This window comes from Acidimicrobiales bacterium (assembly GCA_036378675.1).
Taxonomy (GTDB): domain Bacteria; phylum Actinomycetota; class Acidimicrobiia; order Acidimicrobiales; family Palsa-688; genus DASUWA01.
In genome coordinates, this window is sequence record DASUWA010000016.1 from 123,784 (window position 1) to 147,816 (window position 24,033).

The following is a 24,033-nucleotide window of genomic DNA, read 5'->3' on the forward strand; positions in this document are numbered from 1 at the left end:
CCCGGCTGTAATCGGATGCGCTCACGTTCTGCGCCGGGGCGGGCCGGGATTCGAACCCGGCGTAGGCCTCACCGCCCGTAACCCGAGGGCTAGTCCGAAGTTCCTCTTCGGCTTCCGCCGCCGGCGAGTCCACCGTAAGGCGTCTCCGACAACGTCGTTCGCAATAACGCATCAACTCGGGAGCAATGGTTCACGCCGCAACTGAACCAGACCGCGCGCGTTCTGCGTCAGGGGAGGCGTCAGGTGTCCGTCTCGGACTCCCGACCGGCAGCTTCGGCCACCTCCGCGGCTTCAGTTAGTCCGGCTGCGAGCAGGCCCGCTTGGCCTGGGTCCATGAACAAGATCCCCGTTCGTCGTCCGTCGGGAAGCTCCTTCCAAAAGCCCGCCGCAGGAGTGACCCGAAGTACTACAGATCCTCCGGCTCTGCCAGCGTCATCCAGCTCATAGCCGACCGCATTGACGACCACCCCGCCGTCGAGGTACTCGCCTTCCCACAAGGTGCTCGGTTGCTCCACAGTACGACGCTAGGCCGACGGCGGTCGTCACCTCCGAAGAAAGCCGATGCCGATTACTTCGCCCTCGACGGCCCCCGCTCGGACCGTTCCGGTTGGTTATTGCGCTGACGTCCTGCGTCGTCACGCCGGCCGTCACCCCTCAGCAGCGGTTTCTATGGGGTCGGTGTTCCCAAAACCATTGACCACCGAGTCCCGGCAGGTGCCTCGACGGTCAAGTCGAAGCTGCCGCCACTTGGGATGTTGGCGACGATCGACCCCGTAGGGCCCCCAATGGAGACATGTACCACCTCGCCCTGAGCCGCTGGGGCAAGATAGACGTTCGTGTCGTCGGGGCCCGCATACCCCGCCCGCAAGGTGGTCGTGATCGCCCCTTGTACCTGCCCGCTGGGAAGGTTCACTCTTATCGTGTGGGGTCCGGTTCCCCGGTAACCGGCGAGCGGTCTCATTCCTGGGGGACCGAAGAACGGGTCGCTGCTCAGGTCGTGACCGGACATAGGCCGCACGTCGGGCCAGGCTCCGTTCGGCGCGACGAGTGTTTGCTCGCTGTAGGAGTCAGGGGCGGATTCGGAGGCGGTTGAGCTCTTGGACGCCCGCATCACTATCCCACCGACGTCCCCTCCGATCAGGACTAAGCCCACGGACAGCCCGACAACTAGTCCGACCAGCCGCCAACCGCTCGCGAACCTTTGGTCGCCTTGCTGTCTCCATTTGATCCGCTGCGCAGCCCAAACGATCAGCGCGACGCCGACGGCGGGAATGAGGATCTCACCGAAGATCTGACCAGCCCGGTACGCGCTGTCGTGCTCCACGGCTACGAACAGACTTGTCGACATGCCCTGCCCCCGATCAAACGCCAGCCCCAGATGATCGCGCTCGATGTGACCGCCCCTCCCTGCGTTGTTGAATAGTTGATGAAGCCGTTCGCAGGTCTTGCACGAACGGTTTTATCGGCGCTCGATTCGCCAGCCATTCCGGCCTCGCCGCACTAGCGCTGATCGCCGATTACCGAGAAGGGAGAGCTGGCCTGGCCGTAATCAGATGCGCTCACGTTCTGACGCGACATCCACCCACGCTTAGACCGTCTGCTTGACTGGTGGCGTGGACCGCGACCGCCCACCGATGACTCCCAAGCAACAACAGCAGGTTGTGATCTTTGGGTGGATCGCCGCGGTGCTGGTGGGTCTGTTGTCAGCCGCGGCCATCTCGCATGGCAGCCTCCGTACGGTCGCTGCAATCATCGGATTGCCGTTGCTGGTAGCCCTGTTCGTGATCGCACGACGATCGGGCATGACTCGACGCTAACTTCGGTCAAGCCAAGGCCATCTGTCCCCGATAATGGTCGCGTGGACCTCCTATGGGATCTGTTTGCGGGATTCCTCGTTGACTTCCTACCGTTCGAGTTTGGGGAGACACGCACGATACGCAGGTACAGGCAGGGACGGCGCATCATCTTTCAAGGACGCGTCGAGGGGCTCAGACCAAATCTTCCTATCGCCGGGTACTTAGCGGTCCAAGACGGTCAGCTGTGGGTGACTGACCGGAAGGCCGAAGGGGGGAACATCCTTCCGGTTCCCGGTCCCAAACCGCAATCGGCTCTTACCGAGCACACAGCCACCCTTAGAGGCGAGCCTTGGAGCGTCTCGTATGAAAGCGATCAGGGCACGATCAGGATCATCCCCACAACCAGAAATCGAATACTGCTAGAGGCTGTCCTCGCCGACGCACGGCGACGGAACACCCTCTGAACCAAACGAATCCTGTGCTCCCGGCGTGACCTAGAACGCCGAATCCCGAGCTTCCTAGATTTCGCTTGAACCGAGACTCAGCGGGGCGGAGTGGAACAATCTGTTCGTGGAGAAGAAGCGGGCGGGACCGTCCACGCATATACGACCCTGGATCTGGATCCTGATGTCGGGGTCCGCAGCCGCGATCGCGACGGTGGGCTTTCTCTGCGTCGTGGTCCTTCCGTTCCTGCGAGATGCTGCATCGCCGGGCCAGGTGATTCTCGGTGTGCTTGGGATGGCGTACTTCGGATCCCTCTCCACTGCTTGTCTGAGTACGCACCTCCGGGCGGACGGTGATCGGATCGGTTGGCGCGATCCTTTCGGGAGCTGCCACGCCGCCTGGGAGGACATCGCCTCGATAGACGCCGTTCTGATTCGTTCCAGGCTCTTTTGGATCACGCCGCCGCGGTTTCGCTATACCGGCCTACTGATTCGTCTGCGGGACGGTTCCGAGATGGTCACAGTGGCGGCGAGCATGTTGACGCCGCACCAACGGCACAAGCTGTACAGACACCTTCAAGACCGCGCCGATAGCGACCGTTTTCGCCTCCAGTTCCGCGAGGAGGAACTGACCGCATCTCTGACCAATGCTGATCGGTCATTGGTTAGCGAGCTGCCTTGCGAAAGGATCGTGCGTTATAGCGGGCCGGTTGTGAGGATCTTCAGGAGGATCGCTCCACGGGCGACGAGTACCTAACTGCTGCGGGCCCGATTATCCGATCTGCGCTCAAAGGAGGCGGTACCGCGCAAATCTCGGAAGGCGAGCAGATCGACGGTTCCGTCGCGTCAAGCCCACACCTAGCTGAGCCTCGTCGACGTCGGCGCACGGCGATCGCGTCGTCGCCGCCGGATTGAGAGAGCTCCATACTCCCTGGTCGCGTATGGGTACTGTCAGCTTCACGTGCCCGTGAGATATCCGGGACACCTGGCGGCCTCTACTGGACAAACTCGTTTAACGGTGGGGGTCTCTCCGCGGGTGGGGGGCGGAATCATGCGGAGTTCCCTGCTAGGCGCTGTCGCAGGATGGTCAGGAACCGCTCTGGTAGTGCTTCGGGTCGGGCACAGCTCGATGCGACTCGAAGCGCTTCAGAATCGCTTTCTGTGGTCGTGTCTTCTACGAGCGCCTCGTCGACGGCTGGGTCGATTGGAAGCCTCCAGCTTCGGCAGTGGCTGACGGTCTCCGGTTGGAGCGGTGCTCGGTAGTGCCGTTGGTATCGCTGCCACCCGACCGGGAGCAAGTGCTGCGGTACGGCTCCGTGGATCAGGACCCAGCCGGGCGGCCCGAGTTTGACGAGATATGAGGACTGGGACCGCGCCTTCCTGATAACCGTGCGGGCGGTGGGCGTGGCGATGAAGTCCCAGGACCGGGCGAAGTCGGCAGCCTCGGGAGTGCTCGGTGCGAGTACGACCTTGCACAGGTTCGGGGCCGGCGTGGCGCGAACGCCTGGGAGGTTGAAGCAGTCACCCTCGATGTGCGGGTGGTCGGGGTCGCGCACATGCCAGACGAAGCGCAGGGTGCCCCCGTCGAGCAGATCGACGCGCCGGCCGACCACCTCGACCATTGCCGGCGCTGACTTGTGACGGGCCTCGATTCGGGCCGCGAAGTCCTTGGGCCAGAAGAGCGGATGAGCACAGATGTCAAGGTCTCCCACGTCGATGTCAAGGATCTCGTCGCCGTGCTCGTAGACGGTGCGAGCAGCTTCGCGGGTCACGGCTTCGGACCAGGAGCCGATCCCCAGAGCGACCAGGCGGCGACAAAAGAGGCCATCAGCGGACTCAGCGGGTAGTTGGTCGGCAAGGTACTGGACCGCCTCACTTAGGTGCGTGAGTTGCTCATTCATGGATCCGCTACAGGTAGCTGTAAAGCAGGATCGAGGCCATCGAGGATCCTCCTCGCGCCGCCTGGTCGAACAGGTCGCGCTTCTGCTCGAGGATCTCCGTGACCCTGAGATCGATTGTCCCCTCGGCCAGCAGGTTCCAGGCGAATACCTGCTCGGCTGTCTGTCCGATTCTGTTGGCTCGATCCTCCGCTTGCTGCATGGCCCCTGGTGTCCACGCCTGCTCCACAAAGAGGACGTCGGCGGCTCTGGTGAGGTTGTGGCCCTCGCGGGCCGCGGAAAGGCTGCACACGATCAACCTGGAGTCACCGGACATGAACTGCCGTTTCTGCTCCTCGGGATCACGTTCGACGCCGAGGATATGGGCGCAGTCGAAGGTGTCGACCAGTCGGCGTTGGACTGCTCTGTGGTGGGCGAAGACGACCAGGGACCGGTCTGGGTTTGAGTCCAGGAAGTTCGCGATCCACTCGATAGCTACCGGTGTCTTCGCCTCGCCCGCGCGGCGGCGCAGGATTGCCATCTTCAAGAGGGCTCGGGATCGCACCGCTCCCCTGGCGGCGGCCGCTCCTCTGGTCTCATAGAGGTAGCGGATCAGGTCCTGCTCGGCGTCCCTGTATAGCTCGAGCTCACCGTTTAGCGTCAGGCGCACATCCCGGCGGACCGTCGCCTTGAACCCGCCAGCAGTGATCTGGGCTCCGACATCCTCCCTCTCACGTCGTATGTAGCAGCAGCCCCGAAGCCGACGATGTAGCCCCTCCAGGTCACCGTCGGGACCGCAGAAGTGGGTCTTGAAGCTCTCCGCCCAGGACCGCTGGTCCTTCCATGCGAACCTCGGTTGCGGCGCGATGTCGTAGAGGCGATCGATGATCTCCAGCTGCGGGATGAGCTCCTCAGGCCGGTTGTTGATCGGCGTGCCGGTAAGCGCCAAGCGCAGTCCGTCGAACTCGACAGTCTTTGAGAGGGTCTTCGCTGCCTGCGTGCGACGGGAGGTCCCGTAGCTGGCGTAATGGCTCTCATCGAGGATCAGAGCCTTGAACGGACCCGAGTCCAGAAGCATGGAAAGCCAACTCTCGAGTGTGGGCCAGCCCACTATCCAAAAATCAGCAGACGGGATTGACCCAGGTCCGTTCCCTTTCAGCACCTCGACCCGACGGTGCGGGAAGAACCGCTCGATCTCGATCCGCCAGTTGTCCTTCAACCCTGCCGGGCAGACCACGACGGCCGGGAACGCTCCGTCCACCTCACAAGCCGTCAACGCCTGCACCGTCTTGCCAAGCCCCATCTCATCAGCGATGAAGCAGCGGCGCTCGACCAGGGCCATCGCCACGCCAACCGTCTGGAACGGGTAGAGGCGGCCAGCGGTGAGGTGGCGGTCGAAGTTGACGGTGCCCGTCGAGGAGTATGTGGGGATGGTCATCGCTCGCGAATCGCAACTTTGCGAACCAGCGCCGGCGACCATCGGCCACCCGTCGGTGTCAAGACGCTGTCGTGGTTTAGCCCATCCGCGATCGCCTGATAGGCCCTGCCCTCGACTCTCTCCGCCTTGATCCGCTGGGCGATGACCGGCTCGAGCAGCGTCGGACGCCCGAGCCTGGTACCTGAAGCCCGCTTGGCCGCCAGCGCCTCCTTGGTGCGGGTCGAGATGATCTTCCGCTCCCACTCGGCCACCGAAGCGGTCACGTTCGCCAGTAGGCCACCGGTGGGCGACTCCATGTCGATCCCGAGGTCACAGGCGACTATCGACCAGCCCTCGCGCTCGGCTCTGCGAACCAGGGCCGCGAAATCGGCGATGGACCGGCTGAGCCGGTCGAGCTTTGCCACTACCAGCACCGATGCCTCACCCCCAGCCAGGGCAGCAAGGGCCTCCTGCAGCTGGTCCCGATTCTCCAGGCTCTTGGCGCTCGCTGCACGGTCCTCGTAGATGCGCGCCAGTGGCATCCCCCGCCGGGACGCCTCCGCCCGAATCGCCGACCGCTGAGCGGCCAGGCCCGCGCCCGACTCTGCCTGACCGCCGGTGGATACCCGGATGTAGCCGATCAGTGCTTGCTGGCGTTCCCGGACAACTCGACTTCTCCGCCCCTGCCCCATACTCTCACGATACCTATACGACCGTTTAGGTACAAGCTTATTGTCCCCCAGATCAGCCTTTAGCCCGATTGCCCCTCCGGTCAGGTCTGGAGCCTCGCCGTTACCTTCCCGGGGCCTCGGGGACGCCTTCTCTGGCAAGAGCCTCCAGTGCTGCTACCGCCCCCTCAAGCCGCGCGATGACCCCGGAGTCAGCGGTGAGACGGCCAGCTTCCACCTCGGCCAAGAGCATCTTGAGCCCGGCGGCTACTTCGGCCAGCTCCACGGCGGAGTAGGTGCGACGCCGAGCCATCTCTCAAACGTATGGCGAGTCGAGGCCATGGCGCGAAAACCGACCCGACCCCCCAACGTAGCAAGGGTTCGCTATCGCCTTCTCCTGGCGCGACGAGGCTGCGGCCCGGGCACGGGAAGACGACCCGTCCGAGCCGCCCAACGCTCAATATCTGGCCAGTACCAAATCGAGGTGCGGCTAAGAGAGAAGACCGGCAGAGGGAAATCTGCCAGCCGCCGTCGCCATTCGTAGACGACCTGCGGACGGCCGACCTCGAGTCGGCGGGCGATCTCCTCCGCTCCGACGAGCAGGTCGACGTCCACCATCCGGCCCACACCCGAGCAAAGTAAGAAAGCCCGCCGTCTGCTTAGGTGGATGTGAGTAGTATTCGACTCAGCCTGCGGATACGGGTGACGGAACGTGAAATGGCGGGAGCAAACCTTGAGCACCTGTGTTGCACCGGACCACGCCTTCTCGAGGGTTCCGGTCAAACTTGCCCGAACCGCTTTGGCTGTCCTGATCAGCGCAAGTCTGGCGACGGCTTGCGGAGGTGGTGGCAGGACAGGCAGCCAAGGCAACGGCGCAACCGCTTCCCCTGTGCAGTTCAACAAGGACATACAAATCAGCTACTGCGGCCCCAGTTCCGGTGGCTTCTTCGCCGTCGCGCAGGGAACGTTTGGCAATCCGACGTCTACCCTCGGGAACTTTCGGATCGAAGTCACCTTCCGCGATGCCCAGCACGACCCAGTCGAGCAGGCAAGCCACAACTACTTCGTTGCGGCGAACAGCACCACCCGATTTTCGATCACCGCCCGACCCGACACCCGTATCGCTGGTTGCACGATAACTGCCACGGAGTGACGAGATTCGTCCGTTGCGCGATTTCAATCTCTCGACGCTGCATGCCGAGGCCGACACGGCCGCTAACTAGGATCGCCGTATGTCGGTAACGGTCTCTGACGACGACTGGAACGCGATCTACGCTTACTTCCACGCCAGTTTCACAGCGGCTGACAACTCGGGCATTCACCACGTCATGGACCTCCAGGAGGAAGCGTGGAGGCGGGTTCAGCGCATCGCAGCGGATAACGGGCAGTCTGTCCCTGATCCGACGCGCACGGCGGGACTCGTCTCGCCACCATCGGATCGGCAGTCGGGTCCTTTGATGGGTGAGCAGAACCTTCGCGAAGAAGGTTTCCGGGGTTTCCTGCCGTTCTCGGCGCTGGCCTCAAGCGGCATACCCGACGAACCCGGCGTGTATGTGGTCTTGCGAAGGACAGGGAATGAACCGGCGTTTCGGCAGTCGAATCCGGGGGGTCGTTTCAAAGGGCAAGACCCAACCGTGACAGCTGATCTGCTCCAGAAGCGATGGGTTGCCAACGCACCCGTGGTTTACATCGGCAAGGCCACCCGTCTGCTGCGGCGGTTACGTGACTTCCGTGACTTTGGAGCCGGCAAGCCCGTCGGTCACTGGGGTGGTCGGTTGATTTGGCAGCTGGCCGACGCCGACGAACTTGTAGTGGCCTGGAAGGTAACCCCTTCGGAGGAGCCTCGGGAGGCCGAACGGTCACTCCTCGATCGGTTTCGATCCCGCTACGGTTCCCTGCCCTTCGCCAATCTCCAAACCTGAGCCCCCGAAGATGTCACACCTGCCAATTAGCTTGTCGCCTGTAGGAGGCGGTGAGATTTGGTCAGGCGTTTACGACGAAAAGCGTGGCTATCGATTTTGGCGGCGCTGTTCTGGGCCGGGCTGTCGGCCGCGAGCATTTACGGTCTCGTCGACCTTGTTCAGTACATGCACCACACCACACCCTGCCGGAGAATGGGGACCTGCCAGGTGAACGATGAACGCTGACCACCCAAATGTCGATCCACTGACGTCGTTCGCCGACTGGTACGAGGAATGATGCCGATTCCCGATGATTGTTTACCCGAGCCGATCTTGGAGGAAGACGCCCCCGGTCCGACCGATTTTGGGCGTGGGTCTCTCGGCCCCTTCTAGCCGAAGTGGCGGGTTTGGAGGTTGAAGGTGAGCGTGGAGCCATCCTGACGCTGGAGGTTTACGATGTCGCTATTGACGCTTGTGATCTTCACCCAGGTCGGTGAGTTCGGGGGGTCGTACTCATGGGTGGGCGAATCCGGAGGCTCAGCGTTGGCCGGTCCTGACTGCCGCGGGTCGGGATTGATGTTGACCCAGATGACACCCTGAACTTTCCTCAAAGTTGCCGGATCGCGTTTGCCGCCAGCCCAGATCATGACCCACCCGGTCCTGTAGGGATTGCTGTAGAAGCTAAAGATGTGACTGGTGCCATCCAGCTGTTCGGGGTCGCTGTTGTTGAGTCCGGTGTCCCGACGCCACGTATCGCTCGCTGATGGCGTAGGCGGTGGCCCTGGGTTCCCGGTGACGTGAAAAGTCGTCGTCGCTGGACTATTCGCACCGATGGTGGTCTTGGTCCCGCCCGCCGAACAAGCCGCCAGCAGGAGGCACGTACCGAGGATGAGTATTCGAGGTCTCATTGCTTTCTCAATATGGCACGGCAACGGTTTGTTCGTGGCCGGCGGCCAGGAAGAGGTCGGTCATTGGTCGCTTTCCTCGCGGGAATCGGGACCGTGATCTGTCGGAATTAGGCGCACCTGGCCGACCCGTGCACGCATCCGGTCGGCGATCTCTTGGGCGTAGAGCCACAGGTCGTTCTCGGCCGTTGGTTCAGGAAGACCCGCGTAGTACTCCTCGAGACGTGGCCACAAGAGATCAGACAGATCCTCGAAGCGACGTCTCTGTCTCGGAGTGATCCTGCCGAGGTCCTCGCGCTTGAGGAGACGCCAATACTCCTCTTCCTCCTTCGGTCGGGGGTGCCCGACCACCCAGAGCTCGATCCAATGCCTCGGTGCGCCCGCTTACGCCATCTGAGGTACTGCCGGACTTCGAATCGCAACAGATGACCCAGTAACCCGGTCGGAGGCCCCAGACACCGACCGTTAGTAACTCCTTCTCGCAACCTGAGCGAAGTTGCCACCGGATTCGCCGAGCGGGCCGCGGGAGGCGACTCTGTTGTCGTAGCTCCCATATCCGCGTTGAGGCACATCCGAGTCTTACGAGGGGATCTCTAGGCGCGCAGAAGCCGCTCTCGCTGAAGCAGAACTCACCTCCATTCACCCTTGGGTACTCCTTTGGGCGGACGCGCCTTCTCCCCATCAAGGCTGCGGTATTTCGGATCTCTGACTGTGTCTGCGAGGTGGACAGCGAGAACCTTGCCGATCCACGGCAGTTCGAGGTCCAACAGGGTGTGTATCCTGCCCGCAGGAGGACGGAGTTCGCAATCAAGTGTGTCCCGCCCAGGCTTAGTGGGAGGATGTGGGCCGCTTGAAGAGTCGCCTGCTCTTTGCAGCCGGTGACGGCGCAAGCTCTGATCGGGCCGGCTCGGAACTCAGTAGTTTCGTGTTGAGTCAGTCGAGCGAGCTAAGCAAACCGGCGAGCTGGGCGACTCGGCCGGCGCGATCGACCCCCCAGTGGCGTGGTGGCGTGTGCTAGAGCTCACAGGATGCTCTGTTTGCACACTCGACCGGATCCGTCAGGAACCTCCCGCACCTACGTTCAGGGAACGGCCTAACCCACCCATGCACGAACCACCCTGCCGGATCGCAGGATCAAGTTCAGGCGAGACTGATCCTTATCGCCACTACATCCAAACCATCCGTCTCTGGCGACGACCCGAACGAATCCGAGACCCTGATCAGCCGCCATTTCTCGCGCTTGCCCCTCCGTTAGATCCGCATATTCAAGTGCTTCAGGGAACTGGGAGTAAATCGACCTGAGAGGCGGAAAGTCTTCGAAGGAAGGGGCTTCGCTCATCACTACCTATGTACTTCAAACTCGACAGCATCGGTTACATACCGATAACTAGGGTACCGCTGTCCTGGACGGTAATACTGCTCTCTCATTCGAACAGTTACTTCGGTGGTTCGTCGAAAGGCCCCTAGCCCCGAGGTAACAGCGTCATTGCCAAAGACTCCGAACCAACCATATGAGCCTGCCTGAATTAGGGTGCTAGGAGTATCGTGGCAAACTCTGCGATCTGTTCTACAAACTTCAAGAAAAACGTTTCTCGCGTGAGTACCGAGGTTTACGTAGGCGACAAAAATAGCGTCAACTTTCAGTCCCCTGCCGGATACCCACAAACCGAGCGCCCAGCCGGCGCCCCAGCGAGTTTTATGGGTATTGGTGCCGGCAAGGTCGGTGCAGTTGATCGGGTCGGCGTCGCAGTAGTCGTAGGAGTTAGCACTCCCTCCTGGTACTGGGTCTACTTCGAGGAACCGCCCGAGCGCTGCTACATAGACCCGAGCACCCATTTCGATTAGCGGTAGGCCTCCCGCCGTGTCCGTACCTCGCTCGTGTTTGCCCTCCCAGCCGTATTTGAAGCTTCCGGCTGAGTTGTCGGGTTCCCCGGTGAGTGCGTTACCGAACGGGTCGTAGAGGTAGGTTCCGCCGGTCTTGTTCCCATTCCCATCGGCGGTAGCAGCCACATCCCCGTGGATGTTCGGATAGGACCAGACGTCGGTAGCGGCGCTGCCTCGTTTGGTGACCATGACCCCGCCTAGGAGGCCGATATCCCGCTCCACGACGGCGTTCGTGCTGTTGAGGGTGAGGTCCGGGCTGTCGCCACCCCCGCTGAATCCGTACCGGGTCACGGTGGTGGTGCCTCCGCCGGGAACGTCCGACTGGAATGAGGTCACTGTCGCGGTTATGCCGGTCTGGGCGAGGAACCGCATACCGGTATACCCGGAGGTGAAGGTCGTGTCGGTAGCTGTGAGCATCCAGCCGGTGGGCTCTGTTCCGGAGGACGCCCAAACATTCGCGGTCAGGGTCGAGCCGACTACCCGGAAATGAATGCTGTAGGAGGTGCCGGCAGTCGGCGAGAAAGGCGTGCTGGCAAGGGTGGTCGTGGAGCCGGACACCTTCTTCTGTATGATCAGGTTGCTGCCGTCAATGTACGCCTTGTACCAGTTGTTCGTGTCTGTCCATCGCACTACGTCTCCGAAGTTGCTGCTGGAGTAGGAGCTCATGGAACCGGTGGCGTAGACCTCGGAGTCGGTCGCGGTGGGTCCCAGCACGGCGCTGTAGGAGTTGCCTCCCGTGTTTGACACCAACCCGGCGTTACCCGAGATCGAGAACGAGCTGTTGCTGTTGGCATCACCGCCCCAGGTTTGCCCATTCGAGGCCGTGCCCCAATGCGATTGGTTGGCCCGCTGGAACGTGTCCGAAGCCAGAACGGTCCCCCCGGAGGTGACGTCACGCTCGACTATCCGGTTGGTGGCGTCGCGCTTGTAGGTTGCGGTTTGGCCTGATCCCGTGTTCAGGCTGACGTTCCGGTCGGCGGCGTCATATCCGAGGGTCTCGTTGCCGAGGTTCGTTATGTTGCCGTGGCTGTCGTAACAGAATTGACCAGAACCGCCTCCTGGGCAACTGACGCTGGCAAACCGGCTGTCGGTGGTGGAGAGCAGCCGGTCAGCTTGGTTGTAGCAGTAGTTGGCGATCGCGGTGCCGTTATCGGTATAGCTGGTTCGGTTGGAGTCGAGACCGGCGTTGTTCGCCGAGCAGCCCGTGGTCGTACCGAAGCCGTAGGTGTAGTGGTGTCCCGAGGCGTAGGCATCGACGAGCCGTCCTGCACTGTCGTAACCGAATGCCTGGCCTGATGAGTTCAATGGCGTTCCGTCGATTGATTCTCCGGTGACTCTGCTGGCATTCGAGTAGCTCGTTATGTTGTCAGACGTGATCGTGGTGTTCGAGCTGTTCGTGTAAGCCACCGAAGCGGTGCGACCGTTCGTGTCGTAGGTGACTGCCTGGCTGGTGCCGTTGCCGGTGTTGCCCGTTCCGGTCGGGTAGCTGTACGAGGTTGGGAGGCCACTGTTGGGGTCGTAAGTCGCTGTTGCGACGGTGCCCCCGTCGAGACCTTGGGTGTAGGGACGGTCGGAGTTGTCGTAGCCGGTTGTCTGTGTTCCCGATTGTCCGTCCGTTTCGTAGGCCCTTCCGGCCTGATCAATTTTGGTTGTGGTGGTGTCGCCCCAGGTGTCTGTGTAAGAGACGACCCGTCCGAGCCAGTCGACCTTCGTGGTAACGCATCCGGAGGTGCCGCCTGTTGAGCTGAATGTGCATGTCGCACCGGAGTCAGTCACGGCGGTGATTGCAGGGTTGGCCGGGTTTCCGGTGATGGTGGTGTCGGTGACGGCGTAGTTGTAGGTGGCGGTCCGGGCTGCCTGGCCGAACAGGGCCGGGTAGACGACGGTTACTGGTCGGCCTCGGGTGTCGTATGTGGTGCATGTCCAGTTGGCGCCGTCGGATTGGACGCGTGTGGCCAATGTTCGGCCGGCTTCGTCGTAGACGTTCTCGTTGACGATCCCCGCCGCGTCGGTGGTTGTCCATACTCCTCCACCCTGGGGGATGTTGGTGGCCCCGCCAGGGCATGGATTGTTAGCGGTCGATGGGTTTGTGCCTTGGCTGTAGTAGGCGTACGTGGTCTGGCCACCGCCCGGCAGAGTTCGGCTGGTTTGGCGTAGATAGCCGGACCCGAGGGCCTCGTAGCCGGTGGAGGTGGCCAGGTTCAACCCGTTCGGGTCGACCGTGCTGGCGGTCTCAAGGCCGAAAGCCGGGGTGAGTCCGCTCCCGTTGGTGAAGGAGGTGCTCACTACATGCCCGTCGGCGTCGGTATGGCTGGTCGCCAGCCCGTAACGGGGCTGCAGGGTTCCCCCGGTTGGCAGGGTGAGTGTCAACTGGCCACCGGATACGAGTTGTTGGACTTGGATCCGGATGCGGTGCACGTTGGAGAACGCGGGAACTGCACTGCTCGCCGCCGCGTAATGGGCGGCCACCGTGGGGGCGGCGAGAGCCTTGTTGTACAGAGCCACGTCTTGGATGGCCCCGTTGAAGGGCATGGTCGCGTTCGATGTTCCGGCTGTCCAACCAACGGTCTTGCCGCTGCCGATCGTGTCGATGGTCATGTCGTACTGGGGTGTTTGTCCGGTGATGCTGCCGACGAAGTTGCCATCGAGGTACAAGCTCTGGGATGTTCCAGTCGAGGAAAGCACCGCATGGTGCCACTTACCGTCGTTCACTGTCCCTGTGCTGGTTATCGGGTCGACGATGCCGTTCCAGAGCTCGCCTCGGAGCTTTCCGTCGGTCCCAACATAAAGATCGGGCACGTAGTTGGAGGCGGCGCTGTTCTGGACGGAGAAGATGACGCCGTTGGATGTCGTATTGAACCAGGCTTCGATGCTGAGCGGGAGCTGGCCGTTGACGATGCCAGCGGGGAGGCCGACCTGGGAGCTGCTGCCGTTGAACGACGCGGCGGTGGCCGAAGGATCGTTCGGATCCGCGCCAGCCCCGGAGGCCGGCAGGGTCACGTTGGCGTAGGTGCCATTGTTGGTTCCGTAACTGTCCGTGGCGCTGGTTGATCCGGTCGCGTCACCGAGCCGCCAGAAGCTGACCGGGGTGTCATTCACCACGGCCTTCGGGTAGGGCGTGTTCCAAATAACCGGCGTAGTGCTGGCAGTTTGGGTCCAACTGGCATCGGTGTAGTGAGCGGCGATTCGTGCGCCGCTGAGGGCCGCGGGGTAAATCGCCACGTCCTGGATGCTTCCTGTGTAGTAGGCGTCTGCTGACCAGTTCGATTTGCCGATCGCGTTCTGGGTGTAGGTCACAGCCGCTGGCGCTATCGTCATGTTCTGCGAGCCGATACTGCCGCCGTTGCGGTAGAGGACCGCAGTGCCGCCGCCGCTTCCGTTGGGAGTGAAAGTCACCGCGACGTGCTGCCACACTCCGAGAGTGACCGCGTTAGAAACGATGAAGTTCTGACCAGAGCCGTTGTTCCAGATACCCAACGCGAGATCTTTCCCTGTGGGTCCCAAGGCCAAAGCCACGTTGTTCGTGGCCGCTCCCGTGCCGAACTCGATGACACGCTGCCAAACGCCTGCTACGGTGGGATCGATCCACGCTTCGATCGTGAATGGGGATTGACCTAGCCACTGGTATCCGGCTTGGCTGGTCGATCCAGACGGTGAGGGGATGTTGACATATTGGCTGCTGGTTCCGTTGAGCGAGGCCGCGGTTGCACTGTCGCCCGCGTGCTGACCGAGCGCTCCCGCCATCGTGGTCGCCTGGTAGGTGCCGAAGTCGCCGCCGGTCTGGTCTGCTGCGTTGGTCGACCCCGCGGGGTCGGCCAGCCGCCACCAGTTCATCGGACTATCCGCATTAACCGCTGCTACATAGGGCCCTCCCCATGCGGAGACAACTTGATGATCGTCGACCCACATTTGTGCGCCATCAGCGGTCAGTTGGAGTTTGCCCGGCTGTGACAGCGTGGTTTGGCCGGTGAGGACTCCCGAGAACGGTGTGGTCGCGCTCGCCGTTTGGATTGCGTTGCTGGGTGGCGAGCTGACTGTCGAGGGGGACCCGCCTCCCCAGCTGTCGCTGACGGTGTCGACGTTATGGAACGCCGCCGATCCGGCTGGGTTCGCGCCCTCATACCAGGATCCGGCTAGGCCCGACAGTCCGCCGTCATAGGTGGATGTGGCGTGCAGCGGAGTGGTGGAGGTGTAGTTGGATGTGAAGCTGGTAGCCGGGGCCGGCCCGTAGGTGTCTGTGACGTTGCCTGCTGCGTCGTAGAGGCTCGTGGTCTCCAGCCCATGGGTTGGGTCGGCCTGGTAGTGATGGTCGATCTTGGCCAGCAGCCGGTCGTTGAAGTCGTCCCAGGCGTAGTTGACCGCGATGTTGTCAGCACCGGTGTCGGTCGTGGCGTGCCCGGCCGGATCGTAGATCACCTGACGAGCCCATCCCTGGGTGGTGGTCTCGCCTGCGACGGTCACCGTGGTTGTTCCTCCGGTCGGACCGCTCGAGGGATACGTGTATTGATGGTTCGGGCGGCTGCTAGCGCTGTTAGCGTCCGGCTCAGGGAGTGTCACTTGAGTCACTCGACCGGCGGTGTCGTATCCGATCTGTGTGAAGTGGTTCAGGTTGGGTGAGCCGTCAGTGTTATTGGGATCTGTGATGATCCCATTGGCGATCAGATCGTTTGTGAGCTGGTCTCGGATTCCGATTAGCAACGGCACGCCAGAGACATTGTTGACTGTGCAAGTGTTGCCGCAGTAGAGGAAGTCCGTGGTTGGCGTGCCGGCGGTCCCGCCCCCTGGGTTGGTGATCCTGGCGAGATGACCGTTGGAGTAGTACAGATCGGTCTCATCGGTGAACCCGCCTCCATTCGCGGCTCCGAACCCCGCAGTTGATCCGCTGTCACCGTAGGAGACGCGGCACAAAAAGTCGGTGTCTGGCTGCGGGGTGGTCTGGCTGCTGTCGAAACCCGTCCCGGTGGGGCAGGTCACCCCGGTTTCGCCCCAATACTGGAGAGTCATGGTCCGTCCTGTGGCGTCGACTATCGATAACAACCGAGAGGTGACGCCGTCGGAGAGCGGTCCGTAGTTGTATGTGGGCGCACCGGGGTGGGCGTCGTCGGCGGGTGAGGTCACTTTGCTGAGTTGACCAGCGGCGTCGAATTTGTAGGCGTATCCGTCGTCGCCGATGAGCGTCCAGGTTCCATCAGCGTTCTTGGTCAGGGTGGAGTCCTCCCCGGGGGGCGGCACCCAGCCGGATCCGCCGGTGGAGGTGAACAGGTGCTGCGCGCCGCTTTCGTCCACGACGGCGACTGATGTGGCCGACTGTGAACGAAGGGCGCTGTAACCGGCTGCGAAGCTGTTTCCCGTACGCGACCACCCCTCAGGAAGTACCGGGGCGGTGGGACTGAGCCAGTTGGTTGGTATCTCCATCGCTGGGATCGGCGGGTTGGCGTCGGTATCCACTACCTGGATGTCGAGATATTCCGGACCGGTAACTTGCGTGTAATCGATCGTGATCGGCAAGTTGCCGCCTGAGAACACCAACGGGCCTGTCTGAGGCTGGTTGGTGAAGTTTGCCGACAATGCCTGTTGACCATTAACGGTCACGTTCACGCTGTCGTCGACCCTGTTCGCCACGAGTTTGTAGTGATGGCCGGCGCATGGACCTGTGTTGCAGGTGGTTATGTACCCTTTCCACTCCGCCACCCAATGGTCAGGCATGACAGTGCCCGGTGCGGGACCGTCCGTTGCACCGTCGGTGCCCCAGTTGAAGTTCAACGCTGTGTCTTGGCGAGTCAGTTCCTGTATCTCTCCGTTGGCGGTACCAGGCGGGAACGCCCCCGTTCCGCGGGGGTCTTGCCAGTACGTCCCGGTCAGCCCGTAGTTTTGGGTGGCCATCGAGTTGTAGTTGAAGGTCACCCCGACATCCCCGCCGACAGTCTTGAAGCTCGGCCCCCCTGCTGTTATCACCGCATTGCCGGTAGACAGGTTGACAGACACAGGTCCTTCCGTATCGAACGGAAGACGCGAGTCGCTGCCCATGCGAGAATCGACCCGGAACGGCAACGGCTGCGACCAGGGACTCATGGCTCCCCAGTTGTCCTCCGCCTGAGCCGTCCAGTAATAGACACCACCATCCTGAAAAGTCCCTGCCGGGGGTTCCCAACACGTTGGGTTAGTCGAGCCGGGACACGACGATGTAGTACCTGACTGCCATCCGGAGGTGATCAGACGTCCCGACTGGCCGTCGGCCCCGGTGGCCACCTGGAACCGGTAAGAGATCGGATCACCGTTCGGATCGACCGAATTGTTGGTTGTAAAGGTCGTCGTCGAGGTGCTGATCACCTGCCCTGAGGAAGGCGTGGTCAGCGGGGGTGACGACGGCGGGGAGTTCACCGGCGTGAAACTCCACCCCCCACTCGGTCCGCTCATGACGTAGCTGCCATTGGCGTCGACCTGGCCGTCCCACGCGTAAGCCCGCCAATAGTAGGGGGTCAGCGGGTTCCAACTCAGAACTCCCGACGGGACCGTCCAACTCGTGCCCTGACCCCACCCCGAGCCAAAGATGATGTTTGAAAAGCCCGGGTCGGTGGCGATCTGGTAGTAGTAGTTCACGGGGGTTCCATCGGCGTTGGTCGACGAAGCTTGCAGGGTCGGTGTGATGTTGTGGATTGACCCGGTGGCCGAGCCGCTCAGAGTCGGCACCGACGGGATCGTCCAATAGGTCAGATACAGAAGGAAAGCGCCGAACTCCTTATAGGTGTACAGGCCCGGCTGCTCGTAACCGGCGAACCCGAGCGACCCCCCGGCAAGGCTGTTGCGGGTCCAGTTGTTGTAAAGCTGAGCGAGACCGATGCTCTCGTAATTCCCGCTCGTCGCAATATACGCATTACTGGTATAGGGCCCGTTCCCAACCGCCCCGCCGAACGACGGTCCCGAGGCCGACCAGATCGAGAACGGATAGTTATTGGCCGTACCGGCGACCAGGTTCCAAACCGACACGCTCGCGTCGCTGACCGCGTCACCGTTGATTTGTCCGGCACCGAAATAACCGATAGAACGCCATTCTCTGTTACCGGCCGGCTCGTTCGGATCGCCGATCGAAAGTCCACAAGACGTACAGGTCAGGATCGTGTTGCCATAGGCATCCGACTTATAGGCCGTCATGTTGGCGCTACCAACATTGAAACTAGGGTCGATCACGTACGGGTAGCCAGAAGGTGTCCAGGTGCCGCGAACCGATACCCTCACACCCGGAGCACCAGGGCTACCGATCGCCGATAGCGTCGGCGACGCCTCCTCGACCGGGGAGCCATCACTCCCGCGCACGACCGGCTGCGCGAAAGTTGCTGCATCCGGCGCTGCCCCGATCGGGTTCATCCCGCCCCCGGCTGCTGACTGATACCCGATAGATCCGGTGGAGAAATCAAAGTCTGTGCGTCCCGTAGAACTGTTGACGACGATGTCCTCCTCGACACCCGTCGCTGACACGATGTAGCGCAGGTCAACATCGGGCCACACGCCCGGATAGGTGATCGTGCTCGGATCCGGTCCGACGACCGGTGCCACCGAAGCGCCACCCATAGGCGTAAGCGTTTGGACGCCACCGGACCGAGAATGGAACTCAACTACCGGTGTCGGACCGAAGCGGGCCATCCAGGAGTTCGCCTTCGACCGGTACCAGCCCGAGGTGCCGTCAGCGACGATCGAGTTGTCGATATCGCTCCAGGCCCCACCCTTGGCCGGGTCCCGGAAATGAACCGGCACCGGCGACACCTCAGCGGTATGCGAGCCGTCCGGATTGTCGAAGACCTTCATCGTCTCGGTACGAGCGGACACGTTCTCGACGCTCTTCCCAGGGACGTATTTACCAGCGCTCGGGCTACCCGACGGCCTCAACGGTGGCACCACAGATGGGGCTTGCGAAGTTGTCGGCACCGCCCCTGGACCGCCGGTCGGCGCTGAAACCGATCGCTGTGCCGGCGGCGAAGATATCGGTGGGACCGGGTGAGGACCGGACGCAGCATGCGCTGTCGTAGCCGCAAGTGGCACCGCCACCAGCAGACCGCCCACCAGGGTCGAGCACGCCCCCGCCGCCGCGACGCGCAACAGAACACGACGTTGCCGCTGCCCACCAAACATTCCTGCCCCTTCCTCACCACCCCCACCTAGGAGGGCGCAAACAAGACCTTCGCGGCGGACGGTAACCGGCACTCAGACGCAAAGCAAGCACCAAACTCAAGAAATGTTCCTGCGACTCAGGATGCACCACTCAAATGGGTCATAGCATCGATCTCTGCTACACCGACACATCGAACCGTCGCGGCGAGACTGCTCTCAGGATCGATGCGACGACGCTGCGGATCCGGCCCCGACGGTTCGCGAGCATGTTCAACGAGTTCGAGGTGTCGCTTTCTGAGACAACTGTCGCCTTCCGTCTGCGAGGCATTTGGCCAGTTGCTGAAGCGTCCACGGGTGAGACCTGTCCTAGCGTCGTTCGGTCTTCCCGAATGCCTACGCGTTCGCCACGGAATGTGTCGTGGACACAAGTGGACGACTTCGATCGCTGGGGCCGGTCTTGGACGTCAGCTGGGCGCTCGCGTCCGCCATGCGCCCGCGATAGCTGACCGCATGAGCCGCGATGGCTGTCACTGCGTCCCGATAGCCTTGTCCACGGTGGGTGCTCCCGGATGGGAGGCCGCAACCGATGGAGGAGAAATGAACGAATACTCGCTCGTCCTCGGGAACCGGGTAGTGGACGATCCGGAGGACAGAGTTCGGCGCTATTGCGGGCTCCCGTGGAGCGGGGGCGCTCCCGAGGTTTGGGCTTGGCCGTACTACGACGCCATCCAAACCGATCCCGACCGTATTGGCCCGGTGGACGTCCTGTCGTGTGCGGCTCTCCACCCAGGGCTCTCCAAATCGGACCTCAGCTTCTTCCTTGAGGAGCGACGAGAGTTGGAAGGCTTCGTGACCGTTCTTCCCGGGAACGTAGACCTCTCGGACGCACCACAAGGGGTCGTCGATCGGGTGACAGAACTCGAACGGTTGAGAGGGCCAGTGTCCCTTTCTCTACTTAGCAAGGTATTCCACCGGAAGCGACCGAGGCTGGTTCCGATTCTGGACAAGGCCATAGTCGATTGGTATCGACCGGTGACGGGCAAGAGAGGCGGCGCAGCCTGGGCTTCCATCGTCGGCGAACTTCGCACCGATGTCGCCGAGCCCTCCAACCACTCAGCGCTGGAAGCTGTCTCGAACGATGTCAGCGCTCAGCTGGGGGACTCCGGCCCCAGCCTCATAAGGATCGCCGATATCGCCATTTGGATGGCGACCCGATGAGCCGGCCCGACGTCTCCGTCGTCGAGGACGGACGAGGTGGCCCCGATCACCCAATGCTTCTCAGGTTCCGGTCTCGCCAACTCGACGACCTGAAGCACGTCGTCACCGCCCAGCTGCAGCACCCGGTGGCTCCACTTGACCTAGTCCCGACCGGGTCGTCTGTGATCGCCAGCTTGGAGGCCCTCGGCTGCGCCGAGGTCCTTGCCGAGGGAGAAGGCCTCATGGTTCACGTCCAGGCTTACTCGGAGACGACCCGCATTGCGGCGGCATCGTCTGAGGGTGATGTCGCCCGCTCAATTGTCGAGGACATCTTGGCGAAGTTCTCCCGATCCAACTCCAACCAAGTTCGGATCGCAATATGGCACCACTCCCCGCGCTCGGGTCCGAGCATCAATCATCGATTCCTCGCCACAAGGCGGTGGTCCGATATCACGCAGAACTATCCCTCGCCGGTCCGCCGGCCCTTGGAACGACTCATGGGACTCACAAATCCCAGCGTCGATGGTTCTCGTCTCATTCTCCTTCACGGGGAACCAGGGACGGGCAAGACCAACGCCATACGGGCTCTCTTTGAATCTTGGCGGACTTGGTGCGAGCCGCATCTGATAAGCGACCCCGACCGAATGTTCGCCGACGCCGACTACCTGCACGAGGTCATCAACGCCACCACCCGAGTCGAGCCCGCGAGAATCGATCAGCCACCCACCTCTCGACGCTGGAAGCTAATGGTCGCAGAGGACAGCGACGAGTATCTGAGGTCGACAGCACGACGGGACGCTGGTGCCGCTCTCGGCAGACTCCTCAACACAACTGACGGCATGCTCGGTCAGAGCCATCACCTGATGGTGCTATTGACCACCAACGACGAGCTGGGACGGATTCATCCGGCGCTGACCCGACCGGGGAGGTGCCTCGCCAGTATCGAGTTTGTGCGGTTCACGGCGGAGGAGGCCCGCGCATGGCTGGCTTCAAACGGGCAAGACGACATTCCCGCCGCCTCTTCCACCCTTGCCGAGCTCTACGAGTCCAGCCGGACCGGGAAGCACCCCGAGGTTCCCCTCGGTATTGGTCGCTACATCTGAGCTATCCAGAAAGGAACTCCATGTCGGACTTTGACGCCCACCATCCGCTCTGGTTGTTCGAAGGTCCCCGGCGGACCGAGTCGATCCAAGCGCTCAAGGACTATTACAACCCCTCGACCGGTGCGACCGGAGCTGGTGGAGGTGACCGTCGCGCGCATCCCCCGCATCTTCCGAGGGGGACGGACGGACGAGGGAACCGCGGCCCCGTCGGTCACCCTGCGGTAGCGAAATAGGCCCGTTTCGTGACCGACCAAGTGCCTTATTCGATTCCGGGTCTGAACTCGTCCATCATTCGCCGCTCGGCGTCCACGTGGGGCGACGGCGGACTGTGGGAGGATATTCTCCGACTAAGCGGCCTCTTCTGGGCCGCGGAAACCGAGGTCGATGGACGCCTCAGCTGGCATCACTTGGTCCTCGCTGTCGGGAACTTCAAGAGGCAGCCGGGACGACGCTTGCGTCCCGCCGCGCTTACCACCATAAAGATGCTCCCGACCGGGGTCAAAAGTGAGATCTCGATCCCAGTTCAGAGGTCACCGCTGACCCTAAAGTGCAGTGACCTGCATACATGGAAAGATCTCTCGCTCGCTCTTCCGGGATCCGCTGTGGCGACGACAACTTCGCTACTGGCCGCGCTCTGGCCCGACTGTCACTTCATCTTCGATTGGCGGGTCCATGCCGCAGCCAACGGCCTGAGGATCGCCCACGGCGAGCCACCGACCGCCGATGTGGATCCCGACTCGGTAGCGCCAGCCTCAGAGACCTTTGAGGCTTACGTAGAGGTCCGTGATTGGGTTCTGGAGACCGCGGACTGTCTGAATACGGAGACGTGGGAAGTGGAGCGAGCTCTCTACGGGCTATCTCAACGGGTGTCCGACTCGGATAACCGGACTTGGAGGCAGTACGGAGAGCAACTCACGGATCTCCTCCACCGGCCGCAATGAGCCCGCCCGACAGCGTCAGCATTGACGAACACATCGACCACCTCACCGCCCTAAAGCCACCATTGAATCCAAACGCATGAACCGCACTCATCGGTTCCTCGATGCCTGACGCCCATCCGATCCAGCGATTCCTATCGGAGCTCTCCGACTTCCGCGAATACCCGCCGGATGTCACGCCGGTTCCCGAGCAACTTCCTGGGACGGCTGCCTTTGCCGCATCAGCTGGCGTTTTTCGTCCACCAAAGTCCACCAAGCTCCCCCCGTTCCCTTACGAGGGGCTGATGGTCATCGGCCACAACATCGACTCCATCGACAACTACGAGATCCGGCGACAGAGCGGACTGTCCCACGGCGATCGCGTCCCCGGCTATCGCACCATGAGCACCTGGGTCGGCTTGTATCGCCTTCTCGATCTCGCCGGCGTACCGCTGAACCGGTTCTTCTTCAGCAACGTCTACGTCGGCCTCAAGAAGGGACGACCGACGGGCAGGTTCACCAGTCACTCTGCTCCGATCTACCGAGAGTTCTGTCGGGACTTCCTTGGACAACAGGTGACAGAAATGCAGCCCTCGGTAGTTCTGGTGCTCGGGGAGCCGGCTTGGTCTGAGCTCTGTTCGGTGATGGATACACCGCCCTGGCCTGCTGGGCGGCTCCCCCGACCAGCTGTCGCTCGGGTCACACTCTACGGCCACCAGACCCTGATCGTCGCCGGTCACCACACCGCGATACCGAAGAGGATCGCTGCCGACGGTGCAGCCGTACGCTCGGCTTGGAACGGGTAAGGCGATCGACCATTTCGGCCGAAGGTGATCCTTACTTGGATTTCTTGCGGCCCTTCGAGCCGAGGAGGATCTGCCAGGCCGACTTGCTTTGCTTCGGCTTATCAAATGCCGCCTTGGGTTTATCGAAACGGGCCTTTGGCTTGTCCCATTTCGGCTTAGGCCTATCGAACCTGCCCACTCACGCTCCTTCCGGAGAACACAGATCTCCTGAAGCCTAGATGGAAGCTCGGCATTTGAGGGGCTACTTGTCTACCGGCCATCCAAGGCGTCGGGCTACTGGCTGTACAACGGCACCATCACCGCCTCGGGACTGCCGCCGGCAAGAGACGACTCCGCAGCGCTGGGCTAGACGCAGTTCGCCAGCGAGAACGGCATCGATCCAACCGACTGGTCCCTCTTACGGCGACAGGCTGGGAAGCATCGCGTGACCGTCCCAACTGGTGGCCTGCTGTATGGCGGTTGGTGATGCAATGCCGGGTTCACCGCACCGCTTGAGAGAGATTTCCTCTCTGAATCCAACCGGTCACGCGGGACGTGGCTCCGGGTCCCCTGTCCTCTTGATGATTCGCAGTTTCTGATCTGGGGCTGGCCTGGCATCGACCCTTGCCATGAACTCCAGAAAGTCGCCCTCAGAGACTAGAATCACCTGCCCGATCCGGTCCGCCTTGAGCGAACCGTCGTCAATCCGTCGCCGAACAGTCTTTGTGCACACGCTCGCGATTTCGGCCACCTCCTGGACGGTGAAATACCTTGGCTTCGTCGCAGTGTTCGTGTTGCTCGTCTTCGATTCGCCCGCCGGTATGGGCGAACTGAGATTCGTCATGAGTTCGCCGACAACGCTAAACGCCTCAGCAAGGTCTATGAAGAGTGGGCCAGCTATCCGCCCCACCCTTTTCACAGCGTTCTTGATTGCCTCCAACGCTTCTTCGTCAGTCATCTGTTCCCTCCTAACGACAGTGTCCTTCCTGATGTAGTGACACGCTTGTCTAAGCCCTCCTGGATCATTTCAACTC

At 62.0% G+C, this 24,033-nt stretch carries 20 protein-coding genes; 9 read left to right on the plus strand and 11 right to left on the minus strand.

The features are described 5' to 3' along the window. Positions 1–239 precede the first annotated feature (239 nt). Together VFZ97_06690 and VFZ97_06695 are read right to left on the minus strand one after the other, a co-directional pair. Positions 240–515, minus strand: a complete 276-nt coding sequence (locus VFZ97_06690; GenBank protein ID HEX6393111.1) for a hypothetical protein — start codon at positions 513–515, stop codon at positions 240–242. A gap of 152 nt (positions 516–667) precedes the next feature. Further along, positions 668–1,348, minus strand: coding sequence for a hypothetical protein (locus tag VFZ97_06695; protein HEX6393112.1), 681 nt, complete (start codon positions 1,346–1,348; stop codon positions 668–670). 265 nt (positions 1,349–1,613) lie between these two features. Between VFZ97_06695 and VFZ97_06700 the strand changes: the two genes are divergently transcribed. The 3 genes from VFZ97_06700 (at position 1,614) to VFZ97_06710 (ending at position 2,996) form a co-directional block, all read left to right on the plus strand. Then, positions 1,614–1,817: a hypothetical protein gene (locus tag VFZ97_06700; protein ID HEX6393113.1), complete on the plus strand. Its 204-nt coding sequence runs from the start codon at positions 1,614–1,616 to the stop codon at positions 1,815–1,817. A gap of 41 nt (positions 1,818–1,858) precedes the next feature. Next, the gene (locus VFZ97_06705) at positions 1,859–2,260 is read left to right on the plus strand and encodes a hypothetical protein (GenBank protein HEX6393114.1); all 402 of its coding nucleotides are present in this window, start codon (positions 1,859–1,861) and stop codon (positions 2,258–2,260) included. 106 nt (positions 2,261–2,366) lie between these two features. Then, positions 2,367–2,996, plus strand: a complete 630-nt coding sequence (locus tag VFZ97_06710; GenBank protein HEX6393115.1) for a hypothetical protein — start codon at positions 2,367–2,369, stop codon at positions 2,994–2,996. A gap of 292 nt (positions 2,997–3,288) precedes the next feature. Here the strand turns inward: VFZ97_06710 and VFZ97_06715 are convergent, their stop codons facing one another. The 5 genes from VFZ97_06715 to VFZ97_06735 all read right to left on the minus strand — a co-directional run bounded on the left by VFZ97_06715 (position 3,289) and on the right by VFZ97_06735 (position 6,828). Continuing rightward, positions 3,289–4,140 carry a hypothetical protein gene (locus VFZ97_06715; protein ID HEX6393116.1) on the minus strand — a complete coding sequence of 284 codons (852 nt, stop codon included), beginning with the start codon at positions 4,138–4,140 and terminating at the stop codon, positions 3,289–3,291. 7 nt (positions 4,141–4,147) lie between these two features. Next, a complete protein-coding gene (locus VFZ97_06720) occupies positions 4,148–5,554 on the minus strand; it encodes a DEAD/DEAH box helicase (GenBank protein HEX6393117.1) in 1,407 nt (468 codons plus the stop codon). Further along, positions 5,551–6,225, minus strand: a complete 675-nt coding sequence (locus tag VFZ97_06725; GenBank protein ID HEX6393118.1) for a recombinase family protein — start codon at positions 6,223–6,225, stop codon at positions 5,551–5,553. Before VFZ97_06725 ends, VFZ97_06720 begins: the two co-directional genes overlap by 4 nt. Positions 6,226–6,325: 100 nt before the next feature. Then, positions 6,326–6,514, minus strand: coding sequence for a hypothetical protein (locus VFZ97_06730; protein HEX6393119.1), 189 nt, complete (start codon positions 6,512–6,514; stop codon positions 6,326–6,328). Between the two features lie 71 nt (positions 6,515–6,585). Continuing rightward, the gene (locus VFZ97_06735) at positions 6,586–6,828 is read right to left on the minus strand and encodes a hypothetical protein (protein ID HEX6393120.1); all 243 of its coding nucleotides are present in this window, start codon (positions 6,826–6,828) and stop codon (positions 6,586–6,588) included. A 106-nt stretch (positions 6,829–6,934) separates the two neighbouring features. Here VFZ97_06735 and VFZ97_06740 point away from each other — a divergent pair, with 106 nt between their 5' ends. Together VFZ97_06740 and VFZ97_06745 are read left to right on the plus strand one after the other, a co-directional pair. Further along, on the plus strand, positions 6,935–7,354 hold the full coding sequence (locus VFZ97_06740) for a hypothetical protein (GenBank protein ID HEX6393121.1): 420 nt from the start codon (positions 6,935–6,937) through the stop codon (positions 7,352–7,354). A gap of 79 nt (positions 7,355–7,433) precedes the next feature. Beyond that, entirely contained in the window at positions 7,434–8,123 is a 690-nt protein-coding gene (locus tag VFZ97_06745; protein HEX6393122.1) for a hypothetical protein, read from the plus strand. A 368-nt stretch (positions 8,124–8,491) separates the two neighbouring features. Here the strand turns inward: VFZ97_06745 and VFZ97_06750 are convergent, their stop codons facing one another. The 3 genes from VFZ97_06750 to VFZ97_06760 form a co-directional block, all read right to left on the minus strand. Continuing rightward, positions 8,492–9,010, minus strand: coding sequence for a hypothetical protein (locus VFZ97_06750; protein ID HEX6393123.1), 519 nt, complete (start codon positions 9,008–9,010; stop codon positions 8,492–8,494). Between the two features lie 60 nt (positions 9,011–9,070). Further along, positions 9,071–9,358 (minus strand): hypothetical protein, encoded by a 288-nt coding sequence (locus VFZ97_06755; protein HEX6393124.1) that lies wholly within the window; start codon positions 9,356–9,358, stop codon positions 9,071–9,073. Between the two features lie 990 nt (positions 9,359–10,348). Continuing rightward, positions 10,349–18,715: a LamG-like jellyroll fold domain-containing protein gene (locus tag VFZ97_06760; protein HEX6393125.1), complete on the minus strand. Its 8,367-nt coding sequence runs from the start codon at positions 18,713–18,715 to the stop codon at positions 10,349–10,351. A gap of 837 nt (positions 18,716–19,552) precedes the next feature. Between VFZ97_06760 and VFZ97_06765 the strand changes: the two genes are divergently transcribed. The 4 genes from VFZ97_06765 (at position 19,553) to VFZ97_06780 (ending at position 23,020) form a co-directional block, all read left to right on the plus strand. Continuing rightward, positions 19,553–20,215 carry a DUF6308 family protein gene (locus VFZ97_06765; protein HEX6393126.1) on the plus strand — a complete coding sequence of 221 codons (663 nt, stop codon included), beginning with the start codon at positions 19,553–19,555 and terminating at the stop codon, positions 20,213–20,215. Then, entirely contained in the window at positions 20,212–21,297 is a 1,086-nt protein-coding gene (locus VFZ97_06770; protein HEX6393127.1) for a DUF5925 domain-containing protein, read from the plus strand. The genes VFZ97_06765 and VFZ97_06770 overlap by 4 nt, the downstream gene beginning before the upstream one ends. A 242-nt stretch (positions 21,298–21,539) precedes the next feature. Then, a complete protein-coding gene (locus tag VFZ97_06775; GenBank protein ID HEX6393128.1) occupies positions 21,540–22,238 on the plus strand; it encodes a hypothetical protein in 699 nt (232 codons plus the stop codon). A 101-nt stretch (positions 22,239–22,339) separates the two neighbouring features. Then, positions 22,340–23,020: a hypothetical protein gene (locus tag VFZ97_06780; GenBank protein HEX6393129.1), complete on the plus strand. Its 681-nt coding sequence runs from the start codon at positions 22,340–22,342 to the stop codon at positions 23,018–23,020. 523 nt (positions 23,021–23,543) lie between these two features. On the opposite strand, the gene VFZ97_06785 is transcribed toward VFZ97_06780, so the two are convergent. Then, positions 23,544–23,957 carry a helix-turn-helix domain-containing protein gene (locus VFZ97_06785; protein ID HEX6393130.1) on the minus strand — a complete coding sequence of 138 codons (414 nt, stop codon included), beginning with the start codon at positions 23,955–23,957 and terminating at the stop codon, positions 23,544–23,546. Positions 23,958–24,033 lie beyond the last annotated feature (76 nt).